The sequence below is a fragment of the Streptomyces sp. NPDC052016 genome, from assembly GCF_044548445.1.
Lineage (GTDB): Bacteria > Actinomycetota > Actinomycetes > Streptomycetales > Streptomycetaceae > Streptomyces.
This window is the reverse complement of sequence record NZ_JBIUBX010000019.1, coordinates 1-25,056: the sequence shown is the minus strand read 5'-3', so window position 1 is coordinate 25,056 and position 25,056 is coordinate 1. Positions and strand designations below refer to the sequence as shown.

General features: G+C 71.4%; 22 protein-coding genes and 1 tRNA gene. 10 read left to right on the top strand and 13 right to left on the bottom strand.

The window, feature by feature from the left end; genetic code table 11:
* Positions 1–41: 41 nt before the first annotated feature.
* Positions 42–1,721: a diguanylate cyclase CdgB gene (gene cdgB, locus ACIHAR_RS23585; RefSeq protein ID WP_365459997.1), complete on the bottom strand. Its 1,680-nt coding sequence runs from the start codon at positions 1,719–1,721 to the stop codon at positions 42–44.
* Between the two features lie 465 nt (positions 1,722–2,186).
* Here cdgB and ACIHAR_RS23580 point away from each other — a divergent pair, with 465 nt between their 5' ends.
* The gene (locus ACIHAR_RS23580) at positions 2,187–2,705 is read left to right on the top strand and encodes a flavin reductase family protein (RefSeq protein ID WP_400021585.1); all 519 of its coding nucleotides are present in this window, start codon (positions 2,187–2,189) and stop codon (positions 2,703–2,705) included.
* A 194-nt stretch (positions 2,706–2,899) separates the two neighbouring features.
* On the opposite strand, the gene arfB is transcribed toward ACIHAR_RS23580, so the two are convergent.
* Positions 2,900–3,337 carry an alternative ribosome rescue aminoacyl-tRNA hydrolase ArfB gene (arfB, locus tag ACIHAR_RS23575; protein ID WP_365460003.1) on the bottom strand — a complete coding sequence of 146 codons (438 nt, stop codon included), beginning with the start codon at positions 3,335–3,337 and terminating at the stop codon, positions 2,900–2,902.
* Between the two features lie 210 nt (positions 3,338–3,547).
* Between arfB and ACIHAR_RS23570 the strand changes: the two genes are divergently transcribed.
* On the top strand, positions 3,548–4,123 hold the full coding sequence (locus ACIHAR_RS23570; protein ID WP_365460006.1) for a TerD family protein: 576 nt from the start codon (positions 3,548–3,550) through the stop codon (positions 4,121–4,123).
* Between the two features lie 73 nt (positions 4,124–4,196).
* On the opposite strand, the gene ACIHAR_RS23565 is transcribed toward ACIHAR_RS23570, so the two are convergent.
* Complete coding sequence (locus tag ACIHAR_RS23565) at positions 4,197–5,813, bottom strand: ADP-ribosyltransferase domain-containing protein (RefSeq protein ID WP_400021583.1); 1,617 nt, start codon at positions 5,811–5,813, stop codon at positions 4,197–4,199.
* A 115-nt stretch (positions 5,814–5,928) separates the two neighbouring features.
* Between ACIHAR_RS23565 and ACIHAR_RS23560 the strand changes: the two genes are divergently transcribed.
* Complete coding sequence (locus ACIHAR_RS23560; RefSeq protein WP_400021580.1) at positions 5,929–6,606, top strand: macro domain-containing protein; 678 nt, start codon at positions 5,929–5,931, stop codon at positions 6,604–6,606.
* Positions 6,607–6,737: 131 nt separating this feature from the next.
* Here the strand turns inward: ACIHAR_RS23560 and ACIHAR_RS23555 are convergent, their stop codons facing one another.
* Positions 6,738–8,144 (bottom strand): M1 family metallopeptidase, encoded by a 1,407-nt coding sequence (locus ACIHAR_RS23555; RefSeq protein WP_400021578.1) that lies wholly within the window; start codon positions 8,142–8,144, stop codon positions 6,738–6,740.
* 374 nt (positions 8,145–8,518) lie between these two features.
* On the opposite strand from ACIHAR_RS23555, the gene ACIHAR_RS23550 reads away from it, so the two are divergent.
* Positions 8,519–9,019, top strand: a complete 501-nt coding sequence (locus tag ACIHAR_RS23550) for a hypothetical protein (RefSeq protein WP_365460099.1) — start codon at positions 8,519–8,521, stop codon at positions 9,017–9,019.
* Positions 9,020–9,428: 409 nt separating this feature from the next.
* On the opposite strand, the gene ACIHAR_RS23545 is transcribed toward ACIHAR_RS23550, so the two are convergent.
* Positions 9,429–10,115, bottom strand: coding sequence for a pentapeptide repeat-containing protein (locus ACIHAR_RS23545; protein WP_400021575.1), 687 nt, complete (start codon positions 10,113–10,115; stop codon positions 9,429–9,431).
* Positions 10,116–10,277: 162 nt separating this feature from the next.
* Between ACIHAR_RS23545 and ACIHAR_RS23540 the strand changes: the two genes are divergently transcribed.
* From ACIHAR_RS23540 to ACIHAR_RS23530, 3 genes are all read left to right on the top strand, one after another.
* A complete protein-coding gene (locus ACIHAR_RS23540; RefSeq protein WP_400021752.1) occupies positions 10,278–11,477 on the top strand; it encodes an NAD(P)-binding protein in 1,200 nt (399 codons plus the stop codon).
* Positions 11,478–11,551: 74 nt separating this feature from the next.
* Positions 11,552–12,532 carry a zinc-binding dehydrogenase gene (locus ACIHAR_RS23535; protein WP_400021573.1) on the top strand — a complete coding sequence of 327 codons (981 nt, stop codon included), beginning with the start codon at positions 11,552–11,554 and terminating at the stop codon, positions 12,530–12,532.
* A gap of 63 nt (positions 12,533–12,595) precedes the next feature.
* Complete coding sequence (locus tag ACIHAR_RS23530; protein WP_400021571.1) at positions 12,596–14,086, top strand: MFS transporter; 1,491 nt, start codon at positions 12,596–12,598, stop codon at positions 14,084–14,086.
* A 63-nt stretch (positions 14,087–14,149) separates the two neighbouring features.
* Here ACIHAR_RS23530 and ACIHAR_RS23525 read toward each other — a convergent pair whose 3' ends face one another.
* Positions 14,150–15,556: an NAD(P)/FAD-dependent oxidoreductase gene (locus tag ACIHAR_RS23525; protein WP_400021569.1), complete on the bottom strand. Its 1,407-nt coding sequence runs from the start codon at positions 15,554–15,556 to the stop codon at positions 14,150–14,152.
* 96 nt (positions 15,557–15,652) lie between these two features.
* On the opposite strand from ACIHAR_RS23525, the gene ACIHAR_RS23520 reads away from it, so the two are divergent.
* Complete coding sequence (locus tag ACIHAR_RS23520) at positions 15,653–16,546, top strand: aminoglycoside phosphotransferase family protein (protein ID WP_400021750.1); 894 nt, start codon at positions 15,653–15,655, stop codon at positions 16,544–16,546.
* Positions 16,547–16,625: 79 nt separating this feature from the next.
* On the opposite strand, the gene ACIHAR_RS23515 is transcribed toward ACIHAR_RS23520, so the two are convergent.
* The 4 genes from ACIHAR_RS23515 to ACIHAR_RS23500 all read right to left on the bottom strand — a co-directional run bounded on the left by ACIHAR_RS23515 (position 16,626) and on the right by ACIHAR_RS23500 (position 21,027).
* Positions 16,626–18,605 (bottom strand): GMC oxidoreductase, encoded by a 1,980-nt coding sequence (locus tag ACIHAR_RS23515; RefSeq protein ID WP_400021567.1) that lies wholly within the window; start codon positions 18,603–18,605, stop codon positions 16,626–16,628.
* On the bottom strand, positions 18,602–19,123 hold the full coding sequence (locus tag ACIHAR_RS23510) for a hypothetical protein (RefSeq protein WP_365460033.1): 522 nt from the start codon (positions 19,121–19,123) through the stop codon (positions 18,602–18,604). The genes ACIHAR_RS23515 and ACIHAR_RS23510 overlap by 4 nt, the downstream gene beginning before the upstream one ends.
* Before the next feature lie 392 nt (positions 19,124–19,515).
* Positions 19,516–19,827, bottom strand: coding sequence for an STAS domain-containing protein (locus tag ACIHAR_RS23505; RefSeq protein ID WP_400021565.1), 312 nt, complete (start codon positions 19,825–19,827; stop codon positions 19,516–19,518).
* Between the two features lie 21 nt (positions 19,828–19,848).
* On the bottom strand, positions 19,849–21,027 hold the full coding sequence (locus ACIHAR_RS23500; RefSeq protein WP_400021563.1) for a PP2C family protein-serine/threonine phosphatase: 1,179 nt from the start codon (positions 21,025–21,027) through the stop codon (positions 19,849–19,851).
* Between the two features lie 300 nt (positions 21,028–21,327).
* On the opposite strand from ACIHAR_RS23500, the gene ACIHAR_RS23495 reads away from it, so the two are divergent.
* Together ACIHAR_RS23495 and ACIHAR_RS23490 are read left to right on the top strand one after the other, a co-directional pair.
* Positions 21,328–21,576, top strand: coding sequence for a hypothetical protein (locus tag ACIHAR_RS23495; RefSeq protein WP_365460042.1), 249 nt, complete (start codon positions 21,328–21,330; stop codon positions 21,574–21,576).
* Between the two features lie 65 nt (positions 21,577–21,641).
* Positions 21,642–21,803 carry a hypothetical protein gene (locus tag ACIHAR_RS23490; RefSeq protein WP_400021560.1) on the top strand — a complete coding sequence of 54 codons (162 nt, stop codon included), beginning with the start codon at positions 21,642–21,644 and terminating at the stop codon, positions 21,801–21,803.
* A 402-nt stretch (positions 21,804–22,205) separates the two neighbouring features.
* On the opposite strand, the gene ACIHAR_RS23485 is transcribed toward ACIHAR_RS23490, so the two are convergent.
* The 3 genes from ACIHAR_RS23485 to ACIHAR_RS23475 all read right to left on the bottom strand — a co-directional run bounded on the left by ACIHAR_RS23485 (position 22,206) and on the right by ACIHAR_RS23475 (position 24,516).
* Positions 22,206–22,278 (bottom strand) — tRNA-Tyr (locus ACIHAR_RS23485).
* Positions 22,279–22,354: 76 nt separating this feature from the next.
* Positions 22,355–22,555 carry a dehydrogenase gene (locus tag ACIHAR_RS23480; protein WP_400021558.1) on the bottom strand — a complete coding sequence of 67 codons (201 nt, stop codon included), beginning with the start codon at positions 22,553–22,555 and terminating at the stop codon, positions 22,355–22,357.
* Between the two features lie 194 nt (positions 22,556–22,749).
* Positions 22,750–24,516: an RNA-binding domain-containing protein gene (locus tag ACIHAR_RS23475; RefSeq protein ID WP_400021556.1), complete on the bottom strand. Its 1,767-nt coding sequence runs from the start codon at positions 24,514–24,516 to the stop codon at positions 22,750–22,752.
* Positions 24,517–25,056: the final 540 nt, after the last annotated feature.

The window sequence follows — 25,056 nt, the reverse complement described above, 5'->3', positions numbered from 1 at the left end:
CTTCGGCACAAACGCCTCTGACCTGGGGTTCGGCCCGGGATTCAGCCCGCCCGTCTGTGCTGTTTGGGACGAGATCGTTTCTCGACGTACATCCGCTCGTCGGCTGACTTCAGAACCTCGTCGGCCGTCATCCCGCAGTGCGCCCAGCCGATGCCGAAGCTGGCGCCCACACGGACGGCCCGGCCCTCGGCGCGGATGGGCTGGATGATCTCGTTGCGCAGGCGTACGGCGAGGTCCTGGGCGTCGGCGCGGCCGAGACCGTCGGCGAGGATCACGAACTCGTCGCCGCCGAGCCGGGCGACGGTGTCGCCGTCGCGGACGCCGCGCGAGAGCCGACGGGCGACCTCGATGAGGACCGCGTCACCGGCGTTGTGCCCGAACCGGTCGTTGATCGACTTGAAGCCGTCCAGGTCGCAGAAGAGGACCGCGAGCCCCTTGGTGCCGTCGTCGCGGCCGACGTCCTCCGGGGCGACGGTGTGCACGTGGTGGTCGTAGGCCTCGTAGGCCTCGCCGCCGCCGGGCCGGTAGTCGAAGCCGTGGCCGTTGGCGTCGAAGGCGGCCGGGTGCGCGTACGCCACGTCGTGCGAGTCGTAGGCGTCGACGGCGGCGGGATGGGTGGACTGCGGGCGCTGGCAGAGCCGGGAGGAGAGGCGGGAGCGCAGCTCGGCGGAGTTCGGCAGGCCCGTGAGGGAGTCGTGCGAGGCGCGGTGGGCGAGCTGGAGCTCGCGGCGCTTGCGCTCCTCGATGTCCTCGACGTGGGTGAGGAGGAAGCGGGGACCGTCGGCGGCGTCGGCGACGACGGAGTTGCGGAGGCTGACCCAGACGTAGGTGCCGTCGCGGCGGCCGAGGCGGAGCTCGGCGCGTCCGCCCTCGGCGGAGGTGCGGAGCAGGGTGCCTATGTCCTCGGGGTGGACGAGGTCGGAGAACGAGTAGCGGCGCATCGCGGAGGCGGGGCGGCCCAGGAGGCGGCACAGGGCGTCGTTGGTGCGCAGGATCCGGCCGTGCTGGTCGCCGCCCATCTCGGCGATGGCCATGCCGGAGGGGGCGTACTCGAAGGCCTGACGGAAGCTTTCCTCGCTGGCGCGCAGCGCCTGCTGCTCGCGCTCGAGGCGGACCAGGGCGCGCTGCATGTTGGCTCGTAGACGCGCGTTGCTGATCGCGATGGCGGCCTGGAAGGCGTACATCTGGAGCGCCTCGCGGCCCCAGGCGCCGGGCCGGCGGCCGTTGCGCGGCCGGTCCACGGACAGGACGCCGATCAGCTCGCCGCCGGCACCGCCGCCGGGCGCGGCGGGCGTGTACATGGGGGCGAAGAGGCGGTCGGAGGGGTGCCACTCGTCCTCGAACCGGGGCGCGGGCCCGTCGGTGTACCACTGCGGGACGTCGTCGTCGTCGAGGACCCAGCCCTCGGTGTGCGGTATGAAGACCAGGTCGCCCCAGTTCTCGCCCATGCTCAGGCGCCGCTCCCAGGACTCGCGGGAGCCGACCCGGCCGGTGATGAGGGCCTCCGCGGCGGGGTTGCCGGAGAAGGCGGCGACGACGAGATCGCCGTCGGCGCGTACGAGGTTGACGCACGCCAGCTCGTAACCGAGCGCGGTGACCACTCCGTCGGCGACGGTCTGCAGTGTGTCGGCCAGGCTCCGTGCCGTGTTCATGTCGGCCATGACCTGGTGCAGCTGTCGCAGGGACGCAAGACGGACGTACGGCTCCGACTCGGCCTCCATGCTTCGCCCTCCCCCCGAGACTTCGCAGCGAATCAAGGGTTGTCTTCGGCGTAACGTCGTTTCTCTCGTTGCGTCTGCCGTTGCTGTGTCGTTCGTCGGTCGTTTGCGCTCTTGGTTGTTCCGCCGTGGGTCTGAACCAGTGACGCCTCCGCCACTGAATCACAGCGTGCTCCCCACTCGGTACACAGGGTCAACAATTCATCGCCCTTGTGACTCAAGTCACATAAGAAGGTGAACAATTGCGTGGAGTTTCTGCGTTTTACCTGTGTGTTTACTGAGCGTATGACGACCAATGGCCGAGCGTACGTGAATCCGCCCCCGGACCTACGACCGTACTCGGGCGGAGGTCCGATGCGGGGCGGGCCGAGCGGACACTAGCGTGCAGGAGTGCCTCCAGACGTACTCAAGACGCTCCCCGCCCCTGTCGCCGCCGTCCCCGCCCCGGGCTCCGGGCATGCTGAGGGGGTGAGCAACGACGAGTTCCGCGCCGCGATGTCCCGGCTCGCCGGCGGCGTCGTCCTGGTGACCGCGCAGGAGCCGCCGCTGGATCCCGACGACCCGCGGGCGCCGGAGGGCGAGTACGCCGGCATGACGGCGACGGCGTTCCTGTCGGTCTCCCTCGACCCGCCCCTGGTCCTGGTCAGCCTGCGTACGGGCTCCCGCATGGACGACCTGCTCGACGAGCAGCTTCTGTGGGGCGTGTCGATGCTGACCGGGAGCCAGCGCCACATCGCCGGCCGCTTCGCGATGAAGGGCCGCCTCAGCGACCGCCTCCTCTTCGAGGACATCCCGTACACCCGTGGCGACATCACCGGCGCTCCCCTGGTCGGCGGCGCGCTGGCCACCCTGGAGTGCCGCACCGAGCAGCGGGTGGAGGCGGGCGACCACACGCTGGTGATCGGCCGCGTCCTGAGCGCGCGGGTACCGAGCGCGGAGGGCGGCCCGCTGGTCTATTTCAAAGGCCGCTACCGGCAGTTGGACTGAACGCCGACCGGTACGAACGAGCGGAAGTCGCCGAACCGGCCGACCTGCCGAACGGACTGAACGGGAATTCAGTTGGCCGGCATTGATCAGGCAGCCGAGGGCTTCCTTCAGGCTCGAAGAAAAAATCCGGCGAATATCGGAAGCGTTCGGGATCGAGCCCGCTTCGATCAGGAATTGATCCCGTTCGGACCCGTTCAGCCCCAGTCCCGTCCGGTCCTTCCCCGCTTGGTCTCCGACCGCTGCTTCTTCTCCCGCAACCGGCGCTCGTTGACACCGCGCGGGATGCGGGTGGGCCTGCGGGGCTTCGGCGGGGGTGCCGTGGCCTCGGCCAGGAGGGCGGCGAGGCGCACGGCGGCGGTCTCGCGGTTGCGCCACTGGGAACGGTGCTCGGAGGCGCGGACGGTGACGACGCCGTCCACGAGCCGCCCGGCGAGCCGCTCCAGCGCCCGCGCCTTCCACACCTCGGGCAGCGCCTCGGTACGGGCCAGATCGAAGCGGAGCTCCACCTGCGAGTCACTGGTGTTCACGTGCTGCCCACCGGGCCCCGACGACCGCGAGAAACGCCACATCAGCTCGGCCTCGGGCAGGGAGACGGAGCCGCGGATGGGATAGGGACCGGACATGCCGTACATGTTCCCTCCCGTGACCCGTCCACGTCACCCGATTAACCGACGGCCGTCCGGAGGGCCCGTCCGCCCGCGGGGGGCGTCCGGCAGGGCCGTCCGGGGGTAAAGAAGGCAAAGACACGGGGAACCTTGGGTACCCCTCTCCGCGTTCATACGGGTAGCTGTAGCTTCGTGGCGCACGAAGCCTCTACGCACCGAGGGAAAGGACTCCCAACCATGGCTGTAAGCCTGTCCAAGGGTGGCAACGTCTCGCTCACCAAGGAGGCTCCGGGCCTGACCGCCGTCACCGTGGGCCTCGGCTGGGACGTCCGCACCACCACCGGCACGGACTTCGACCTCGACGCCTCCGCGATCGCGGTCAACCCCCAGGGCAAGGTCTACTCGGACGCCCACTTCGTCTTCTTCAACAACAAGCAGACCCCGGACAACTCCATCGTCCACACCGGCGACAACCGCACCGGCGAGGGTGCGGGCGACGACGAGGCGATCAACGTCAACCTGGCGGCCCTCCCGGCCGACATCGACAAGATCGTCTTCCCGGTCTCCATCTACGACGCGGAGAGCCGCTCGCAGAACTTCGGCCAGGTCCGCAACGCCTACATCCGCATCATCAACCAGGCCGGCGGCGCCGAGATCGCCCGCTACGACCTGTCGGAGGACGCGGCCACCGAGACGGCCATGGTCTTCGGCGAGCTGTACCGCAACGGCGCCGAGTGGAAGTTCCGCGCGGTCGGCCAGGGCTACGCCTCGGGCCTGGTGGGCATCGCGCAGGACTTCGGCGTGAACGTCTGAGCCACGTCAGGCCTCCCGGAGCCCCCGGCCGCTCACCCGGCCGGGGGCTCCGCGCATGCCCGTCCGCGCCCGCTCAGGAGACGAGGCGCTCCTCCTCCAGTTCGGTCAGCCTCACGGTGCACAGGCCGCCGCGCTGGGCCTTCACGTCCGTCACCTTCAGCTGCGTGCCCGGCAGGAGGACGAACTCCTCCTCGCCCGTGAACGCGGAGAAGTCGCGGATGCCGACGGCCCGTGCCGGCTGCACCTCGAAGAGCGTCCGCTTGCCGCGGCTGCCGAGGAACGCCCGTGCCACGCCGAGCTCGGACGTGCACGAGGACACGCCCCACCAGGTCACGGTACGCCCGACGGGGTACTGCGCCCGCAGGTCGAGCGACACCCCGCGGTACAGCGGCTCCGTGCGGACGGGAAGCCCCGACACCGCCGAGAACAGCAGACGCAGGTACGGCAGGTACGGGACGACCCTGGACCGGTCCGGGGCGCGCAGGATGGCGTTGATCTCCCGGTAGAACGCGGACTCGCAGGTGTAGAGGTAGAGGGCGGCGATCGCGTCGGCGGACAGGCCGTCGGCCGCTTCGTCCGCCCGCCGCTTGCCGAACTCGTGCGACCGCTGCACATGCCGGTCGAGACCCGACAGCAGCTCGGCGACAGGACCGACGGCGTCGCGGAAGTCCATGAGCGGGGTGTCGAACACACCGGTGATCGCGGGGAGGACGAGTCCCTCGTCCTTGACGCTGGAGAGCCGCTCCAGATAGAGCTGGTGCAGTTCCATGGTGGACGCGATGAACGCGCCCATGCGCTCGGCGACGCCGCCGTCCGCGCCGCCGGCCTCCGCCGCGTGCTGGTCCCACCCTCTGCTCGGCAGCCAGTCGATCGCGTCCGCGCCCACCGACGCGAGGGCGTCGTTCACCATCCCGAAATGGTCGCCGTCGCAGAAGATGTCGCCCTGCGCCGCGGGATTGGGGTGGTCGATGTGCCGGACCTCGACCTCGGGATACTTCTTCTGGAGCCGGAGGACGACCTTCTTCAGGTTGCGCGCGTGCGCTCCCCACCACGCGAAGACGACTCCCCGGTCCTCCTCGTCGGCGTCCCGCTTGGCCTTGAGGATCTCCTCGACGATCCGCTCGGCGATCGGACGCCAGAACACCGTGTGCCGGTCGTCCCCCCGCACCGCGTCGCTGCTGGCGGTGAGCGACGCGTTCAGCAGCAGGACGCCCTGCGTCAGCATCGCCTGGAACCACTCCGGCGGCTGGACGGCGTCCCGCTCCTTCAGAAGCGCCCGGATGTCGGCGATCGGCGTCTTCTTGGGTATGCCGTACTTCCACATCGCCGCCGCCTTGATGATGCAGCGGATGCTGACGACCCGGCCGAACTGGCTGTCCTTCCAGTCGTGGAAGGTGTTGTCGAACATGGCGATGCCCGTGGCGCTCTCCGGCCGCGGGTACGGGTTCTGACCGAAGACGACGACCTTCCACTTGTGCGGCGGGTTGGGCTTGAGCGCCTGGAAGGTGAGTTCGCGCACGGGAACGACGTCCGGGCCGCGGTTCGGGCCGATGAACGCGGCCGCGTCCGGCTGCGCCTCGATGACCGGCTTCAGCAGCGGAAGCCACGGTTCGCCACCGCCCTGGAAGAGTTCGGCGAGGGCCAGCGGGTCGTTCGGGTCCGGCTGCGCGGGAGCGTTGGCGTCGATCATGGCCGGGAGGCTAGCAGCGGGGTACGACAGCGGCTCTGGCTCCCAACTGCGTTGTCAGTGGGGCGCGGTAGCGTCCCGAGCAGTGGAAGGACCGACCCTCACGTGGGAGTGCACTATGACCGTGAACCGCGAGCAGGCGCCGCTCAGGGTGGTGTTGACCGACGTCAACGCCAAGGTGGTGGAGGCGTGGCGGGCGGCGTTCGCCGACACCCCCGAGATCGAGATCCGCAAGGGGTCGATCCTCGACGAGAAGGTCGACGCCTGGGTCAGCCCGACCAACTCCCGGGGCCTGATGAACGGCGGGGTCGACGCCGTCATCAAGCGGCACCTCGGGGCGGGCATCCAACTGCGCGTGCAGCGCGCGATCCGCGACGGGTTCGCGGGACGGCTCCCGGTGGGCAGCGCGGTGTGCGTCCCGTCCGGCGCGGTCAACCCGAAGTTCCTGATCTCGACGCCGACGATGGAGCAGTCCTCCCAGAACGTGAGCGAGACGCTGAACGTGGCGCTGGCCTGCGCCGCCGCGTTCCAGGCGATCCACCGGCAGAACAGGGACGCGCCGGGCAGCATCGAGTCGGTGGCGCTGGTCGGCATGGGCGCCCAGACCGGCCGGGTGCCGGCCCGGGTGTGCGCCAACCTGATGTGGACGGGCTACACGCTGTTCAACGACCACTGCTTCGAGGACTACGACGACCTGCGCCACACGATCGTCGCGCAACTCGACGACATAGAGAACGCGCCCGCCGAACAGCGGGTGCGCATCGCACCTCCCAAGCGCGCCGCCTCCCGCCGCTGACGCCACGACCGCCCGTCGACCGGCCTGCCGCGCGCGTCCCGGCCCCGCACGCACGGGCCGGGCTCAAGGGCGGGCCGCGCTCACAGGCGGACCGGGCTCACGGACGGACCGGGCTCACGGGCGGGCCGGGCTCACGGGCGGGCCGGCTTTCCCTCCCCGTACAGCCAGTCGTCCCAGATCGCGTCGAAGTCCTTCTCCGGCGCCTGCTCCTCCACGTACGCCGTGAAGTCGTCGGTGTCGGCGTTGCCGTGGCGGTGGGCGGCGGTCCAGCCCTGGACGAGGTCGTGGAAGGCGTCGTCGCCGAGCGTCCGGCGGATCTTGTGGATCACCATCGCACCGCGCTGGTAGACGGGGTCGCCGGAGACGTGCGCGGCGCTCGGCTGCTTCGCGGGCGGGAAGGACCAGAGGTCGTCGTAGGTGTCCTCACCGTGGTCGTAGAGCGCCTGGAAGGTCTGCTCGGCGGTGGCGCCGCCCTCGTCCTCCGTCCACAGCCACTCGGCGTAGGTGGCGAAGCCCTCGCTGAGCCACATGTCCTGCCAGGTCCTCGGCGTGACGGAGTTGCCGAACCACTCGTGGGCGATCTCGTGGACGAGCAGCCCGGTGTCGGGGGCGCCGGGGAAGACGGGACGGTTCTGGGTCTCCAGGGCGTACTCGGAGTCCTCCGGGCGGTCGACGATCGCTCCGGTGGAGGAGAAGGGGTACGGGCCGAAGTTGTACTCCGCCCACTCCATGACCTCGGGGAGACGGGCGAGCGCGGCACGGCCGGCGTCGGTCTGGGTCGTGTCGACGGCGACGTACACGGGCAGGCCGTCCGGTGTGGAGGAGCGCGTCACGCCGTAGCGCCCCACGGCGAGCGTGGCGACGTGGGGCGCCATGGGTTCGGCGGTGCGCCAGGTGAAGGCGGTGCGCCCGCCGGTGGTCCGTTCGCTCCTCAACTCCCCGTTGGAGACCGCCGTCAGGCCCTTCGGCACGGTGACCGTGATGTCGTAGGTCGCCTTGTCGGAGGGGTGGTGGTTGCCGGGGAACCACGCCATGGAGCCGGTCGGCTGGCCGAGGACCACGGCGCCGTCGGCGGTGCGCAGCCAGCCTTCCCTCGAGCCGTCCGGGTCGGTGATCGTCTCCGGGCGGCCGGCGTAGCGGACGGCCACCTGGAAGGTCTCCCCCTTCTCCAGGCGCTCCTCGGGGCGGACGGTGAGTTCCTGCCCTTCGCGGTCGAAGGGGGCCGCCGCTCCCTCGACGGTGACGGTATCGACCTCCATGCCTTGGAGGTCGAGGTCGAAGGCGGCCAGCCGCTGGGTCGCACGGGCGGTGACACGGGCGGTGCCGGACAGCCGGTGGGCCGCCGGGTCGTAGGCGAGGTCGAGGGCGTAGTGGCGGACGTCGTAGCCGCCGTTTCCGGCCTTCGGGAAGTACGGGTCCCCGGCACCCGCGTCGCCGGTGTCTTTCCGCCCGCCCGAGTCGCAAGCGGTGAGGGCGGCGGGGAGCGCCAACGCCGTGAGGACGGCGACCGACCGGACAAGGCGCACGGATCTGGACATGTCACAGATCCTACGGTCGGAGGCCGCGAGCGGACGGAGGCCACACCCACGGGCGGAGACGGAGACCACGACCGGCCGCGGGGTGGCCGACCAGGACACAGTCGGCCACGGTCACGCGCGGACGGAGGCCCCGGCCGATCGTGGGCGCACCGGCCGGGGCACCCCCGGCCACGGCCACGCACGGACGAAGACCACCGCCCGGGTCGCGGGCACACCGACCAGGGCACCCCCGGCCACAGTCACGCACGGACGAAGACCACCGCCCGGGTCGCGGGCACACCCGACCAGGGCGTAGCCGACTGCGGTCACGGCCCGGCCGGGGCCGCAGTCGGTCGGTGGGTCCGGACCGGCAAGGGCGTGACACCATCGCCTACGTGCTCGACATCGGCTATGCCCTCTCCAACCGCTTCCCCGATCCCCCGCAGACCGACTACCGCCGTGCGGACGTCCACGCGCTGCGGCACGACCTGTTCTGCGGAGACGTCTACCTCGCCGACACCAAGGCGGACCGGGAGCTGTCCACAGCCTGGGGATGGGTGCCGGTTCTCGACTTCGCGTGGGCGCTGTGCGACATCGTGGAGCGGATCGACCAGGACCCGGCCGGCTCCCGCGCCTCCCGCCCCCAGTACGCGGAGCTGGACTTCACCGAGTCGACCGACCGCATGCTCTTCGAGCGCCGCTTCGGCTGGGTGGACATCGAGGCCGACTGGATGCCGGCCGAGGAGCCGCCGCTGACCTTCTCCCACGCCGAGCTGCGCCGCGAGGCCCGTGACTTCCTGCACGACCTGATCGCCGACCTGGTCGACCTGCACGAGGACCTGGGCGAGAACCCGGCGATCTGGACCCTGCAGGCACGCTTCCCCCGGTTGGGGTGACCGGCCCGGCCCCACCCCGGCCCAGCGCCACCTCGCCCCGACCCCCGGCCCCCGGCCCCCGGCCCCCGGCCCGAACCTCCCCTCACGCGGCGCGGCCCTGCCCTGGCCCGGCCTTCCCCCGGCCCAGCGCCACCGCGACCCCTCCCCCGGCCCGGCCCCAACCCGAACCTCCCCTCGGCCCGGCCCGGCCCTGCCTCGACCCGTTCTTCCCCCCGGCCCAGCGCCACCTCAGCCCGGCCCCGGGCCCGGACCTCCCCTCGGCCCGGCCCCGGCCGGAACCTCCCCTCGGCGCGGACCGGTCCCCCCCTCGGCCCGGCGTCACCCCAACCCGCACCCCAAACCTGGTCCCCTCCCCCAAGAGGCCCACCCCCCTCGACCCCCTCCCCTCGACCCCCTCCCCTCGGTCCCCTCAGTCCTCCACCCTGATCCCCAGCTCCGCCGCCAGCGCCGGGGCCAGGTCCAGCAGTTGCGCCGTGCTGATCACCGCGCCGGACAGGCGGTCCAGGCCGCCCGCGATGTCCAGTTCCGTCGCGCCGCGCAGATCCACGTCGGTCAGGGTGGCCGCGGTGAAGTCGGCCGCCTTCAGCGCGCAGTCCACGAACTCGACCCGCTCCAGCCGGGCGCCCCCGAAGTCGGGCTCGACGAGGACGCAGCCCTCGAAGACGACGTCCCGCAGCCGGGCGTGACGCAGGTTCAGGAAGTCGATCTTGCCGCCGCGCACCAGGACGCGCTCCAGGACGGCGCCGTGCAACTGGGTGCCGCCGAGACGGGCGTCGACGATCTCGACGTCCCGCAGGGTCGACTCGGCCAGGTCCGTGCCGACCCCCCGGATGCCGGTGAGGACCGAGTCGAGGAGGCGGGCGTGCGGCAGCCGCGTCCCGTCCAGCGCGCAGCCCGTCAGCGCGCAGTCCATGAATCTCGCCCCGGCGCCGTCCTGTCCGGCGAGGTCGGTCCCCGCGAACTCCACCCCGTCGTAGTCCCCGTCGGGCTCCACCTCCCCGCTCTCGTACGCCTCGAGCGCCGGCAGCCGCACCTCGGGCCGCCGCGCGCCCTTCACCCTGCTCCTGCCGGTCCCGCCCGCACCCGTCCTCGCCATGCGCCCATGCTGCACCCCGCCACTGACAATCCGCCCGACCTGCGTGAACACCCCCGATGTCACAGACCGGGGCCCTCCAGGAGTCGTACTCGGCGAAGGCGTCACACCAGAAGGAGAGCCACGCCCATGCCCATGCCCCCGGCCGAGCACCTGCCCAGGCGCCTGCAGCGCCTCACCGTCGTCGGAGGCGGCTTCGCCGGCCTCACCGCCGCCGTCGCCGCCGCGGAGGCGGGCGCCAAGGTCACCCTCCACGAGGCCCACGACACCCTCGGTGGACGGGCCAGGACCGCGGACGGCCCGTACCGGACGAACGAAGGCCCGCACGCCCTCTACAACGGCGGTGCGCACTGGGCCTGGCTCAAGCGGCGCGACCTGGTCGGGCCGCTCGCGCCCCTCCCGCCCCTGGAAGCGGCCCGCCTCCGGCTGCGCCACAAGGGCACCCTGCGCCGCACCCCGCCCTTCTCGATGCTCAAACTGCTGCGCCCCGGCGTCCGCCGCACCGCGCCCGTGGACGTCGACTTCCTGACGTGGGCCACGGAGGTGGCCGGCGAGGAGGGGGCCCGGGCCGCCGCCCACTACTCCGCCGTGGCCCTCTTCCACCACGACCCCGGCGCCCTGTCCGCCGCCTTCGTCCAGGAGCGCCTGCTCCGCGCCACCAAGCTGCCGCCCGAGGCGCACTACCCGCGCGGTGGCTGGGGCGCGCTCGTCGACCGGATGGCGGCCCGTGCCTGGAACCTCGGGGTGCGCGTGGAGACCCTCTCCCGCGTCGACACGCTGCCCACGGACACGCCGGTGATCGTCGCCACCTCCCTGGCCGCCGCCCGGCGCCTGCTGGGGGACGACTCGCTGACCTGGCCGAGCGGCCGCACGGCGCTGGTCGACCTCGCCGTCCGCAGCCTCCCCCGTTCCCGGCTTCGCTCGTTCGGGGGCACCCCCACCGGCGACGCCTTCGCCGTGTCGGACCTGGACGCGCCCGGCTGGATCGAGCGGTTCACCGCCCAGGACCGCACCCTCGCCCCGGCCGGCGAGCAGCTGATCCAGGGCCAGATCCCGATCGCCCCGCACGAGTCGAAGGCCGAGGGCGTCGCCCGCGCGGAGCAACTGCTCGACCTCGGCTTCCCGGGCTGGCGCGAGCGCGTCACCTGGCGGCGGGAGGCCGTCGCGGCGGGCCGTACGGGGGCGGTCGACCCGCCCGGCACGAGTTGGCGCGACCGCCCGGCCGTGGACCGCGGCGACGGCGTGTACCTGGCCGGCGACCAGGTGGCCGCCCCCGGTGTGCTCTCGGAGGTCTCCTTCCACAGTGCCCTGGCCGCCGTCTCCCTCGCCCTGGGCCGCAAAACGCTTGACCTCAAGCATGCTTGAGGTCGAAGAGTGGTCCCGACGGCACAGCGAGCCGCGTACACCGCGCGGAACGATCGGACCACGGGGGGACCCACATGCACGCCATCCGTCTGCACGCCTTCGGCCCGGCCGAGAACCTCGTCTACGAGGAGGTCGAGGACCCGCGGCCCGCCCCGGGCCAGGTCCGCATCGCCGTCGAGGCCGCCGGAGTGCACCTCCTCGACACCGCCCTGCGCGAGGGCATGCGGGGCCCGCTGCCCCAGCCGACGGTCCTGCCGACCGTCCCGGGACGTGAGGTCGCCGGCGTCGTCGAGTCCCTCGGCGAGGGCGTGGACGCCTCGTGGCTCGGACGGCGGGTCGTCGTCCACCTCGGTTTCGCCCCGGGCGGCTACGCCGAGCTGGCCGTCGCCGACGCCGCCCGCGTCCACGAGATCCCGCCGGGCCTGGACGCCGCCCAGGCCGTCGCCATGATCGGCACCGGCCGTACGGCGATGGGGATCCTCCAGTTCGCGGAGCCGGGCCCCGGTTCCGTCGTCCTCGTCCCGGCCGCCGCGGGCGGCATCGGCACCCTGCTCGTGCAGTACGCGAAGAACGCGGGCGCCACCGTCGTCGGCCTGGCGGGCGGCCCGGAGAAGGCCGCGCGGGTACGGGAGAACGGAGCCGACCTCGCCGTCGACTACAAGGACCCGGACTGGCCGGAGAAGGTCCGCGCCCACCTCGGCGGCCGGCCGGCCACCGTCGTCTTCGACGGCGTCGGCGGCGACGTCGCCCGCGAGGCCACCGCCCTGCTCGGCCCCGGCGGCCGGCACATCGTCTTCGGCTGGTCGGGCGAGGGACTGCACGACGGCCGGCCCTACCTCGTCGAAGGGGTCTCCGAGCAGGTCCTGGGCCCGGTGATGATGGAGAAGGCGGGCGGCCCCGACCCCCTCCGGACCCTGGAGCTGCGCGCCCTGGCCGAAGCCGCCGCCGGCCGCCTCACCCCGGCCGTCCAGCGCTTCCGGCTGGCCGAGGCGGCCGCCGCCCACCGCGCACTGGAGAGCCGCGGCACGACCGGCAAGGTCGTCCTGGAGCCGTGACGGTGCGTGAGAAGCCGTGACGGTCCGGATGCGGCCCGGTCCCGTTCATGGTCTTCTGACGGCGTGAGTGTCTCAGGGGCAGACGAACCTCCGGCGCGGCCGGACCCGCGCCGCTGGTGGGGCCTGTGGACGATCGCCCTCGCCCAGCTCATGGTGGTGCTGGACGCGACGATCGTGAACATCGCGCTGCCGTCCGCGCAACGGGACCTGGGCATGTCCGACGGCGACCGCCAGTGGGTGATCACCGCCTACACGCTGGCCTTCGGCGGGCTGCTCCTGCTGGGCGGCCGGATCGCCGACCTGGTGGGCCGCAGACGCAGCTTCGTCATCGGCCTGGCCGGCTTCGCCGTCGCCTCCGCGCTCGGCGGCGCGGCCACCACCCCGGGCATGCTGTTCGGCGCCCGCGCCCTCCAGGGCGTCTTCGCCGCCGTCCTGGCCCCGTCCGCGCTCAGCCTGCTGACCACGACCTTCACCGACTCCAGGGAACGCGCCAGGGCGCTCGGCATCTTCGGCACGCTCGCCGCCGGCGGGGCCGCGATCGGCTTCGTCGTGGGCGGGCTGGTCACCGAGTACCTGAACTGGCGCTGGTGCCTGTACGTCAACGTGCCCATCGCGATGGTCGCCGTCGTCGGCGCCCTCGTCCTCCTGCGCGACACCCCCGACCGCACGGCCGACCGGCTCGACGTCCCCGGCGTCCTGCTGGGCTGCGGCGGCCTGATCGCGATCGTCTACGGCTTCGCGGAGGCCGAGCCGCGCGGCTGGGCCGACCCGCTGGTGTGGGCCGTGATCGCGGCCGGGTTCATGCTGCTGGCGGGGTTCGTGTGGTGGCAGAAGAGGGCGCCGGCCCCCCTGCTGCCGCTGCACATCCTTCTCGACCGCAACCGCCTGGGCTGCTTCCTGACCATGGCCATGGCGGTCGTCGGCATGTTCGGCATGTTCCTGTTCATGACCTACTACCTGCAGGTCGTCCTGCACTACTCGCCCGTGCTGACGGGTCTGGCCTTCCTCCCCATGACCGCCTCGATCCTCACCGGCTCCACGCAGATCTCCGCCCGCCTGGTCCACCGCGTCCCGCCCCGCCTGCTGATGACCCCCGGCATGCTCCTCGCGGCCACCGGCATGCTGATCCTCACCCGGATGACGGTGCACAGCACGTACGCCACCGACATCCTGCCCAGCCTGGTCCTGATGGGCCTCGGCATGGGCCTGACCTTCACACCGGTCTTCTCCACGGCCACCGCGGGCGTCGACCCCCAGGACGCCGGCGTCACCTCGGCCACCGTCAACACCGCACAACAGGTGGGCGGTTCCATCGGCACGGCCCTGCTCAACACGGTCGCCACCACCAGCGGGGCCGCCTACGTCACCGCGCACCTCGCCGACCCGGCCCGCCGGGCCCAGGTCACCACGGAGGGCATGGTGCACGGCTACACGGTCGCCATCGGCTGGGCCGCCGCCATCATGCTGCTCGCTGCCCTGACCGCGGCCCTGCTGGCCACGGCGAAGCCGACCCGCTACGACGCCCAGGACGCCGTACCGGAGCCCGTCGGGTGACGGAGACCCCCGACGGGGACCCGTACCGCGGCGCCCGCCGTGTGCCCGGAGCCCGGCCGGGGCTCAGTGGCGCCCCGCCACCCGGTCCGCGGCCCGCGCCAGCCGCGACGACTGCGCGCCGTGCCGGACGGCCTCCCGCCGGTCCGCCGCCCGGTAGGTGGCGTACATGCCCTGTACGCCCAGCCAGCGCAGCGGCTCCGGCTCCCACCTGCGGACCTTGTGGCCGACCCACGGCAGGTCCGTCAGCTCCGTACGGCCGCCCTGACCGGAATCGAACCGGACCAGGTCGCGCAGGGTGCGTCCCGCCAGGTTCGCGGTGGCGACGCCCGAGCCGACGTACCCGCCCGCCCAGCCGAGACCGGTCGAACGGTCCAGGGTGACCGTCGCGCACCAGTCGCGGGGCACGCCCAGCACCCCGGACCAGGCGTGCGCGATCCGCACCCCGGCGAGGGAGGGGAAGAAGCCGACGAGAATCTTCCGCAGCGCCTCGACGGTCGCCTCCTGCGTCCGCCCGTCGTTGTCGGTCCGCGAACCGAAGCGGTACGGCACCCCGCGCCCGCCCAGCGCGATCCGCCCGTCGGCCGTGCGCTGCGCGTACATGTAGGCGTGCGCCATGTCGCCCAGGGTCTCCCGGCCCGTCCAGCCCACCGTCGCCCACTGCTCCTCGCTCAGGGGTTCGGTGGCGATCATCGAGGAGTTCATGGGCAGCCAGGTGCGCTTCTGCCCCTTCAGCGACGCCGTGAAGCCCTCCGTGCACCGCAGCACGTACGGGGCGCGCACGGTCCCGTACGGCGTGACGGCGTGTCCCGGCCGGATCTCGGTCACCGGGGTCGCCTCGTGGATCGTCACCCCGAGCGCCTCGACGGCCGCCGCGAGCCCCTTCATCAGCTTCACCGGGTGCACGCGCGCCCCGTGCGGCGTCCACGTCGAGCCGACCGCGCCGGCCACCCGGATCCGCTCGGCGGTCTCCCGCGCCCCGTACAGCTCGCGGTCCTTCTCCCCGAACGCCACCTCGTGCGCGTGGAACTCCTTCAGCCGGGCCAGCTGCGCGGGCGTCCGGGCGACTTCCAGGACCCCTCCCTGGTGGACGTCGGCCTCGACGCCCTCCTCGCGGACCACCCGCACGACTTCGCCGACCGTGTCGTTCATCGCCCGCTGGAGCCGTACGGCGGCCTCCCGGCCGTGCAGCTTCGCGTACCGGTCGCGGCCCGCGATGCCGTTGTAGAGCCAGCCGCCGTTGCGCCCGGAGGCGCCGTAGCCGCAGAACCGCTGCTCCAGGACGGTGATCCGGAGGAAGGGCGCCGCCTTCTTCAGGTAGTACGCGGTCCACAGGCCCGTGTAGCCGCCCCCGACGATCACGACGTCCGCGGAGGCGTCACCGGTCAGCGGCTCCCGTACCGCCGGAAGGCCGTCGTCCGCGTACCAGTAGGAGATCCCGCCGTTCACGACACCGCTCGCCCAGCTGCTCATGGCCGGACGATAACCGCCCGCACGGCGGCTGTCTCCTTCGGATTTCGTGGACTCGTCGCCCCGGAAAAGAGCGTGAGCCGATCTCCCGCCGTCCGTATCGTCGAGCGGGTGATCGACGTTCCGGACGGTTTGGCCCAGGCGCAGGCGAGGTTCAACGGGGCGGCGGGGCGGGCCTTCGTCGCCGCGCTGCCGGGACTGACGGCGGAGTTCCTGGAGCGCTGGGAGCTGCGGCCGGACGGCCCGGCGATGCACGGCGTGAGCGCGCTCGTCCTGCCGGTCACGGGCGCCGACGGGACGCCCGCCGTGCTCAAGCTGCAACTCCTGGACGAGGAGAGCGAGGGCGAGCCGGTCGCCCTGCGCGTGTGGAACGGCGACCGGGCCGTCCGGCTGCTGCGGCACGACGGGCCGACCGGCACGCTGCTCCTCGAGCGCCTCGACCCGGCCCGCATGCTCTCCCACGTCGCGGACATCCACGAGGCGGTCCTGGTCATCGCCGGCCTGCTGGCCCACCTGACGTCCGTCCCGGCCCCGCCGGACCTGCGGCGGCTCGACGACATCGCCGGGGAGATGCTGGAGCGGACCCCCGCGGCGCTGGAGCGGGTCGCGGACCCGGCCGACCGGCGGCTGGTCGCGGACTGCGCGGCCGCCGTGCGCGAGGTGGCCGGCGAGAGCGGCGACCGGCTCCTGCACTGGGACCTGCACTACGAGAACGTGCTCGGCGCGGACCGCGCCCCCTGGCTGGCCATCGACCCCAAGCCGCTCGCCGGCGACCCCGGCTTCGACCTCTGGCCCGCGCTGAACAACCGCTTCGACGTCGACGACGTCCCCTGGCGTTTCGACGCGATGACCGGGGTCCTGGGCCTGGACCGGGAGCGCGCCCTCGCCTGGACGCTCGGCCGGGTGCTGCAGAACGCCCTGTGGGAGATCGAGGACGGCGACCCGCCGCCGGCGGACGATCTGGCGCTCGCCCGCCGCCTGCGGAACCGCTGATCCGCACCGGGGTGCGCATCAGGGCGACGGCCCTGCCCCGTACGGACGGATCGCGGGGTCCTTCAGGGCCCCGGCTCGGTCACCGGCCCGCTCCCTTCAACTCCTCGGCGATCCGGTCGCCGGTGCGGATGGCCAGCGCGGTCATGGTGAGCGTCGGGTCGGAGGTGCCCAGCGTCGGCATGCTGCCGCAGCCGACGACGTAGAGGTTGTCCAGGTCGTGGCTGCGCTGGTGGCTGTCGACGACGGAGGTCCGCGGGTCGTCGCCCATCCGGTGGGTGCCCGCGACGGAGCCCGAGCCGCGCACCCAGTACGTCACGCCCTCGTACTCCACGGCCGAGGCGTCGTCCGGGTCGTAGTGGGTGTAGTCACCGGCCTCGTAGAGGGGCCGCCGCTGCGTCTCGCCGATGCCGAGCTGCCGGAACAGCTGCTTGCCGGCCTGCGCCGCCCAGGGCAGGGAGGCGCGCACGTACTCGGAGAGGTCGTAGTGGATGACCGGGCGGTGCCTGCCCAGCGCGTCGCGGTAACGGTCGTCCACGCGGACCCGGTTGCCGGGCTGAGGGTCCTGCTCCAGCTCCCACGCCAGCCGGAACTGCCGGGGCAGGATGTCGCCGATCCTGCGGCGCAGTTCCCTGCCGTAGAGCCGCGCCCTGCCGTCCCTGCTGCCGCCGACCAGGTCGTGGACGGTGTCGTACGGGGCGTTGTCCGGGACGTTCCAGCCCCAGTTGCCGATCTCCACGCGGAAGGCGGTGCGTTCCCGGCGGAAGTCGCCGTCGCGGAAGACGGGGATGTCGGAGGTGGACGCCGGGCCGCGGAACGCGCCGGCGTTCTCCTGGAGCAGGCCCCAGGTGTACAGCACCGGACGGTCCATCAGGTTGCGGCCGACCTGGTCGCTGTTGTTGGCGGCGCCGGAGGCGAGCAGCAGAGTGGCGTTCTCGATGGCGTTGGCGGCGAGGACGTACGTGCCGGCGGTCACCGTGTGGTCCGTCGGCCGGCTGCCGCTGTCGTAGTACCTCCTGTACCTCAGCCCGGTGACCGTGCCCGTCTCGCCGGGCTTCTGGGTGTGCAGCACCTCCGTGACGACGCACTGGCTGCGCACCGCGACCCGCGCCCGGTCCCCCGGCTCACGGTCGGGGTGGCGGACGACCAGCTCGTGCAGCGTCCTGAGCGCGCTGTACTTCGCCTGGGAGGGGCAGATCGCGGCGCAGCTCGCGTAGCCCTCGCAGCGCTGCCCCCGGCCGGTGTCGCCGACGGCCCCGACGACCTCGTACGCCGGGGTGGCCGGCGTGGAGTTGCGGGCGGCCGGCGTGTTGCCGATCCTGATCGTGAAGTCGTGGACGGTGCCGTTCCCGCCGCTCAGACTGACCGTCAGACCGTCGGCCAGCTTGGTCAGGTACTGGTCGAGGTAGCTGGAAGGGATGCGTTCCATGGGGAAGCCGTAGGCCCCGCCCGGGAACCTCTCGGTGTCGGCGGCCGCGAAGAACTCCGCGGGGTCGGCGGCGGAGCCGGGGTAGCGCTGGTCGGCGACGTTCCCGGCGACGCCGAGGACGTCCCACTCGGCCCGCTCGTAGTACGGCTTCAGCTCCTCGTAGGTCAGCGGCCAGTCGACACCCCGCCGGTACGTCGAGTACATGCGGAAGTCGTGGGGCAGCATCCGCAGGCAGGTGCCCGGCCAGCGCAGGCTGGTGCCGCCGAGCGCGCGGGTGTAGTCGCTGCCGAAGGGCAGCGGGCCCATCTGGACGAAGTACCCCCGGTCGGCGGGCGATGTGGTCCGCGCGCCGTCCATGACCGGTCTGGCGATGTCCGCCACGTCCGGATGCGGCGCCCAAGTACTCGCCGGGTAGGGCGCGTTGGGGGACTTTACCGCCGCCCCGTGGTAGGCCTCCACGTAGGTGTCGTAGGTGTCGGCGCTCATCGCCGTGGCCCGGCCGGCCTCCAGGATCAGGATGCGGGGGTGCCGGGGCGGGGTCTGGGCCGCGGCCTTCTCCACGACCGTCTTGGCGACCGTGGCCGCGGCGACCCCGCCGCCGACGATCACCAGGTCGAAGTGCTCGGTGCTCATGCGCTTCCTCGGGCTGAGAGGGTCGGAGGCAGGGAGGGGGGCTCGGCCCACGAGCCGAAGCCGGGTGGCTCGGCGCCCATCGGGTGGGCGCCGGCGGCGGCCCAGACGAGGCCCTCGCGGTGGCCCCGGGGGGAGACGACGTGCTCGACGTCGTACGCGGTCGAGCCCTCGAGGTCGCGGTGGCCACCGCCGGACGGGTACCAGGTGCCGAGGTACCAGAGCTTGATCAGGCCGACGGCGACCGGCCCGAAGCGGGGGCTGTCGACGACCCGCGCCTCCAGGGCCGCGTGGTCGTCGTTCCCGCGGTCCTCCTCCAGCGCCTCGGCGGCCACCCGGAACAGCTGACCGGCCTCCCGCTCGCCGAGGATCCGCAGCAGGGCGTCGTAGTACGTGTCGAGCAGGCCGGTGCCGGCCAGTTCGTCCCGGTCGAAACCGGTGAGGGCGACGGAGAGGTCGGTGAAGATCTGCTGGGGCGAGGGGCGTGGGATGCCGGTTGCGGGGAGCCCTTGACTGGTCATAACCCCCTCATTCGCCACAAAAGGTTCACAATTAACCGCGAGGACCCCCTCGCCCCGGCCCGCGGGGGAGGTCGGGGAGCCGTCACGACGTGCGCGGATGCACCGCACCGGAGGTGCCCGCCCACCCCTCGCACTTCACCCGGCCGGCGCAGGGGGCACGACGGCAAACCCGCCGTTGGGACGGCCTGCGGCGGACAGGCGACCGGACGCGGAACCGGCCGTCGCACAGACGGACGACGGACGGGCGAGGAACGCGGAGCGGAGCCCCCGCAGGACTCGACGCGACAGCCTCTGACCCGCTCGGCAGGACGGAACCCGTCCGTGATCACCTGCCGTCCGGCGGCGGGCCGCCTCGCACGTCGGACAGCTGTCGAGGACCCGGTCGATCCCGGTCAGCGCCAGGATCCGGCTGACCGGCTCGGTGGGAGCGACGAGGGGAAGCGGGTGCCGGTCCGCAGGGCCGCGCGGTAGGCGTTGATGAGGCTGGTCAGTCCGGAGGAGTCCATGAAGACGGTGCCGGACAGCTCGACCAGCACGGTGGCGGGGCGGCCGGCCGGCACGGTTCGCACGCTGTCGTCGAGCCGGTCCCTGCTGTGTCGGTCGAGGTCACCGGCCACAGTGATCACGTAGGTGTCGGGAGCCGGCCTCCGTGCCTCCACGTACAGCCACGCGGGACCCTCGGGTGTCGGGAAGCGGCTGATCATTCCGGGAGGCCACCCGCGGGGTCAGGGAACGAGCTCCTCCTGGTGGCCTACGCGCCACTCGGCCAGCAGCACGGTGGCGTCGTCGTCGAGACGGCCGGCGTGGTGGCCGACGACCGCGTGCATCAGGCGGCGCAGGGTCTCGTGCAGCGTCTGACGGCCGGAGTGCTGGCGGACGATGAAGTCGACGAAGCGGTCCCGGCCGAACTCCCGCCCCTCGGCGTCACGGGCCTCGACGACACCGTCGGTGTACATCAGCAGCCGATCGCCGGGCTGGAGCTGCTGACGGCGCACGACGACGGGCAGCCCGAGACCGCTGCCCATCGGCCCGGCCGGCGGACAGGTCAGCTCGATGGTCCAGCGGTTGTCGCGGACGACGAGCGGCAGATGGTGCCCGCGGTTGACCCAGCTCAGCTGCCCGCTGGAGAGGTCGAGTTCCGCGAGGATGCCGGTGACGTACCGGCTGGTGCCGAAGTGCGCCAGGAGCACCTCCTCGACCGCCTGACTGGTCTCGGCGAGCGAGGTTCCCTGGCGGCGGGCGTTACGGCAGGCGGCGACCGCCACGTTCGCGGTGATCCCCGCCGTGGTGTCGTGGCCCATGGCGTCGAGGACGGCCAGGTGCAGCGTCTGACCGCTGACGGCGTAGTCGAAGGCGTCGCCGCCCACCCCGTAGGCCGGCTCGATCAGGGCGCCGACGCTGACGTCGTGACCCGCGAAGGCGGGCGGAGGCATCAGGTTCCACTGCATCTCCGCGGCCACGTTCATCGGCTCGGTACGCACCAGCCGGGCGTACGAGTCGCTGAAGGACCGCTTGCTCAACAGGAGCAGGGCCACCATCGAGCCGAGGTCCCGCAGAACCTGCCGAACGGCCCCCTCGTCACGGCTGTCCGCGTCCGCCCGCAGCACTCCGAGCCGTTCCACGCCGTCGGTCACCGGCACCCACCAGCGCCGCCGCTCCTGCTCCTCGCGCGCGGGCTCGGCGATGAGCTCCACGCGCTGGTAGGCCCGCCCGGGCAGCGTGCCGTCGACCTTCACCTGTTCCCCGCGGGCCGCCGCGTCGGCGCCCAGGCCGGTGATCTGCCGCAGCACCGTCTCCTGGATGTCGACGCCGTAGACGGCCACGTCGAACAGCCCGGCGGCCGCCGCGTGGCCGGCGATGAGGCCGGGCAACTGCTCCAGCGTGACGGTGTGGGCCGCCTGCATCAGCCGGCGCATCATAGTCCCGAAGTCCGTGGTGGTCGCCATGTCGCAGCTCCGGTCAGGAGGAGGCCACCTCACGCGCCGGCCGCTGCCCGGCGGGCGCAGCACGGTCCGCTACGGCGTCACTCCGCATCCGATGGCGACCGCGTACCCAGGGCCGGGGAGGCGACTCCCGGCCACGGCGTCGCTGCCTGAGCGGCCGAGGCACGCCGACCGGGACCCCTGGTGGATCACTCCCGGAGCCGTTTCCGGTCCTCAGCCCGGGGGAACCCGGCGAAGCCCGACGTCGATGGGAGGACGGACATGGCCGGCCGGAACGACCACCGCGGGGACCGCTACGACCGGGCGCGCGACGAAGCCGAGCCCGGGGCGCACTCGGGCTCGGAGCACCAGGCACAGGAGCGATCCGTGCCGGGCACGGCGAGCGCCAAGGAGGGCTACCAGCCGGAACGCGGCACGACGGCGGGCAAGCCGCTGGAAGGGATCGAGGCCGAGGAGCACACACCGCCGGAGCCGGACGACGAGACAGGCGCGGACTCCACCGACCGCTGAGCCCGGCGCGCGTAGCACCACGCCGCGCCGCAGCCACCGGCGACGAACACGCGGAGGCGAGAGCAGTGACCGCGAAGGCCGGCGAGAAGGCACAGAAGACCGGCGACTTCTACTGCGCCAAGTGCGACGAGAAGGTCCACGTGCAGCAGGGCGACAAGATCCCCACCTGCCCCAACGGCCACAAGGAGTTCGCCACACGCCGCAACGAGCCGGACACCAAGTCCTGAACACGGCGACGCGCCGCCCACGGTGGCCCGGCAGGGCCATGTCGGCGCGCCGGTCCATGGTGGCCAGGCAGCGAACGGTCCCGGACGAACCGTCCGGGACCGATCAGGGCGCCTCACCGGGTGAAGCCCCGTTCGGCGCACGCCGGCCATGACTTTTGTTGATGCAGAATCCCCGGCACTGCGCCGACTGCTCCCGGCACCCGTGGCCGATGGTCGCGTGGGATCCCCATCCCACTGGTGTGCGTCGCGCCGTCCGATGGCAGCACATGCGACAGGCGGAGCGACGGGTGGCGGCAGGAACGGACTGGCACGAGAGCGATCGCGCCGGGGGCGCCGTCAGGCGGGACAGCCGTCAACGCCCCCACGATCCAAGATCGCGGGGGCGTTGTCCCTGGTCGGGCATGGAGCCCCCTGTCGGACTCGAACCGACGACCTTCGCTTTACAAGTTCGTTCCCCACCCGGTCCGGTGGGGGCCCGCCTCATGCACCGGTGCCGTGCTCGGCTGCTGACTGTCGCCGCCGTCCGCTGCCGTTGATGTCACTCGTGGATGTCAGCGGAACAGCTTCGGGAAGGGGCAGATCTCCAGCGGCTCACCCGGCCGGTCGGCCCACCCCCACCAGACATGCCGACCGGCACACCGCCACAGCTCCCGACAAGTTCGCCGGCCTTCATCCGCCCGCTTGGAGAGCACGAAGCCACCGAACCGCATGGGCTGGCTGCACTCGGGACAGGCGGGGGCCTCGTCGGTCATGCGGAGCACCGTAACGCAGTGACCGCTTCGTCCCGAAGCAACTTGGGTGTGCGGCTGACCTCGGGTCAGAGCCTCTCTGACCTGGTGGGATTGTGCGCAAGCGTCTGTGGGTGTCCGCTGCTGTTCGTCAGCGTTGTCACGCAGTTAGACACGCGCTTGAGCAAGACTTCCGCCGCTCTAGCTGGAGGCAGAGGTCAGAAGATCGTTTCATCCTGCCCATTTTCTCCCTCGGGATTGATCTTTTTGCGCGAGCGCGTTTTTTTGGTCTTCGGAAATGCGGGTCCAGGTCCATATCGCACGGCCGTTCCCCGTTTCTGTTCGGATGTGCGAGTAATTACCTCGCGGCCGACCAGATCGCGCAGAATGTCGCGGGCCTGATAGACATCCACATCAAACAGGCGCTGAATCGTCCTATTATTCACTTCGCCATAGTCGACAATGTGCTCGATGATCTTCTTGTCGATGTCGTCGATTGCTCGGCTGTGATACGTGACGGCGCTGCCTAGACGGGCTACGACTTCACCGCGTAGGCGGTATGAGGGAAGCCTATTACGCATTGTTCCGCGAGTCGGCTCCAAGATATTCAAAGGCTCCACGGACAGTCTCAAGAGTGCCGCTTGCGCCTCCTCCTCCGTGCGCTGAATAACACTCGCGATCTCGGATGCTTTGACTGTGCGCTTGCTGCATAGGATGCGGATGATGAGCAGGGCGTCGGTGTCGTCCTGCTCATCTTCCGGGAGAGAAGCTAGGAATTTTGCGATACGTGTATTAGGAGGTGCCCCGCGAAACAGAACAGATACCTGTTCCGAGTCCTCCGAGATGACGGGTACGTCTCGTCCTGAGCGAATCATCTCGCGATACATGCGGTCGACGCCTTGACCGACTTCCTCCGCCAGGCCCAGAAGTCGGAAGGCTGCGGCGAGCGAGGGGTAACGCGCTCGCGAACCGCGGGTAAGGATGTTGCTCGTGGTCACACCGGACACGAGTGGGCCGGGAGAGTCGATCTTTAGATACTGGGGGGAGTGCTCGATGCGCACAGGAACACGCAGGCGCCAGTCGCCATGAATGAGCGCGTTTACGATCGCTTCGCGAACTGCTGCGGATGGGTAGTCCTCGATCTGCAACTGTCGGCCATCAGGCAGAGTTACCGGTGTGATTCCCTGTCGTGCTCGGGTAGCTTGGAGGACCTCCTCAAAGGCCAGAACGAGCGGCGTTCCAAGCCTAAGGACTGCATCAGTTTCACCTGCCTGCGTTCGGCGGTGCTGATAAACGATGGCCTCGGCTGGAGATGACGTTGCATCCTGGCACAGCACCAATTCGCCAGCCCGGGTGAGAGTGCCATCATCTGCCACGGCTTTCATGGCGTGGAGTAGATCGCGGTCGTTGAGTTTCCCATGTCTCTGCCGCGTGACATCAATAGAACTGGTTAGAAGCCGTCGGCAGTACCGAAAGGCCAGAGGGTCAATGTCTTCAAGGGGGCGTCCGCTAGGTGTAGCCGACCAGTCGAACCCTCGACGCTCCTCTGCCAGGCGAGTTACATCCGCCGGCCGCATCGGAATGCAGTCAGTATTGATTCGTTGGTATGTGTAGCCCTTCGCTGTGGAGTACACCTCAAGGCCCTCGGGGACTGAGATGACCAAAAGCCTCTTATCGGCGAACGTGATCTCATCGACTTCCACCAGTAGGGATGGGGTAGTCAGCGCATGAATTCTGCCTCGCAGGGTCGGTGCGTCCAAGTCGCAGCCAACGAACGCTTGCTCGCCGCCGCGAGCATCAACGACACCCACGACGATCGTCCCGCCGCTTGCATTGGCGAAGCAGACTGCGGCCTCGGCCAGATCCGCGAAGGCATCCTTCTGGTTGGGCTTGGCCTGCTTGAAGTCCAACGTCTCTGTCTCGCACTTGGCAGCCGTTGTACCGGCGAGCACCTTCTCCAGAGCTGGGAGGACCGACGGTGGCATCGTTTGGGACTCCTTTGGGGGCGGTCTTGCAGTCAGAGTATCCCCAAAGGAGCCTCAAAGGGCCTGCGCGTCGCTTCCGAGTGGCGCGCGTGGGTTGCAAGGTCGGCGGAGCGACTTTGGGCAGGAGCTGCCATGGGGCGAGTGATCATGGCCCCGTAAGCTTCCGGCGCGTCGGGCAGTCTGTGGACCTGCCCGTTAAAGCACGACGTTGGGGCCATGATCTTCGAGGCTCGCCCCATGGTGGCTGCCTAAAGTCGTGGAGCCGACCGCCCCAGCCACAGAGGGTGTCTCCTACCTCATCCCCGCAGCTCGCAGCGCGCCGCCGGGCGCGGCCAGCCGGGGCGAAGACAGGAGGCGGGCCGCGCCGTAGAGGCGGCGCGCGCCCGCGCCGTGCGCGGGCCTTGATGAAGTAGGGAAAGTCTTATCCCGCTGGGATGGGGCTTGACTGTCCGGTCCCGGGTGATGCTTGACAGTTCGGTCCCAGCTGATGGTTGACAGTGGCCGTGATCGGCTTTTCTGTGCGCGTCGTTGCGGCGTGTG

Excerpts from the sequence above, each read along its gene's own strand:
- cdgB (WP_365459997.1), bottom strand. The coding sequence starts at position 1,721 with ATGGAGGCCGAGTCGGAGCCGTACGTCCGTCTTGCGTCCCTGCGACAG.
- arfB (WP_365460003.1), bottom strand. The coding sequence starts at position 3,337 with ATGTACGGCATGTCCGGTCCCTATCCCATCCGCGGCTCCGTCTCCCTG.
- ACIHAR_RS23570 (WP_365460006.1), top strand. The coding sequence starts at position 3,548 with ATGGCTGTAAGCCTGTCCAAGGGTGGCAACGTCTCGCTCACCAAGGAG.
- ACIHAR_RS23565 (WP_400021583.1), bottom strand. The coding sequence starts at position 5,813 with ATGATCGACGCCAACGCTCCCGCGCAGCCGGACCCGAACGACCCGCTG.
- ACIHAR_RS23560 (WP_400021580.1), top strand. The coding sequence starts at position 5,929 with ATGACCGTGAACCGCGAGCAGGCGCCGCTCAGGGTGGTGTTGACCGAC.
- ACIHAR_RS23555 (WP_400021578.1), bottom strand. The coding sequence starts at position 8,144 with ATGTCCAGATCCGTGCGCCTTGTCCGGTCGGTCGCCGTCCTCACGGCG.
- ACIHAR_RS23545 (WP_400021575.1), bottom strand. The coding sequence starts at position 10,115 with ATGGCGAGGACGGGTGCGGGCGGGACCGGCAGGAGCAGGGTGAAGGGC.
- ACIHAR_RS23535 (WP_400021573.1), top strand. The coding sequence starts at position 11,552 with ATGCACGCCATCCGTCTGCACGCCTTCGGCCCGGCCGAGAACCTCGTC.
- ACIHAR_RS23525 (WP_400021569.1), bottom strand. The coding sequence starts at position 15,556 with ATGAGCAGCTGGGCGAGCGGTGTCGTGAACGGCGGGATCTCCTACTGG.
- ACIHAR_RS23515 (WP_400021567.1), bottom strand. The coding sequence starts at position 18,605 with ATGAGCACCGAGCACTTCGACCTGGTGATCGTCGGCGGCGGGGTCGCC.
- ACIHAR_RS23510 (WP_365460033.1), bottom strand. The coding sequence starts at position 19,123 with ATGACCAGTCAAGGGCTCCCCGCAACCGGCATCCCACGCCCCTCGCCC.
- ACIHAR_RS23505 (WP_400021565.1), bottom strand. The coding sequence starts at position 19,827 with ATGATCAGCCGCTTCCCGACACCCGAGGGTCCCGCGTGGCTGTACGTG.
- ACIHAR_RS23500 (WP_400021563.1), bottom strand. The coding sequence starts at position 21,027 with ATGCAGGCGGCCCACACCGTCACGCTGGAGCAGTTGCCCGGCCTCATC.
- ACIHAR_RS23495 (WP_365460042.1), top strand. The coding sequence starts at position 21,328 with ATGGCCGGCCGGAACGACCACCGCGGGGACCGCTACGACCGGGCGCGC.
- ACIHAR_RS23480 (WP_400021558.1), bottom strand. The coding sequence starts at position 22,555 with ATGACCGACGAGGCCCCCGCCTGTCCCGAGTGCAGCCAGCCCATGCGG.
- ACIHAR_RS23475 (WP_400021556.1), bottom strand. The coding sequence starts at position 24,516 with ATGCCACCGTCGGTCCTCCCAGCTCTGGAGAAGGTGCTCGCCGGTACA.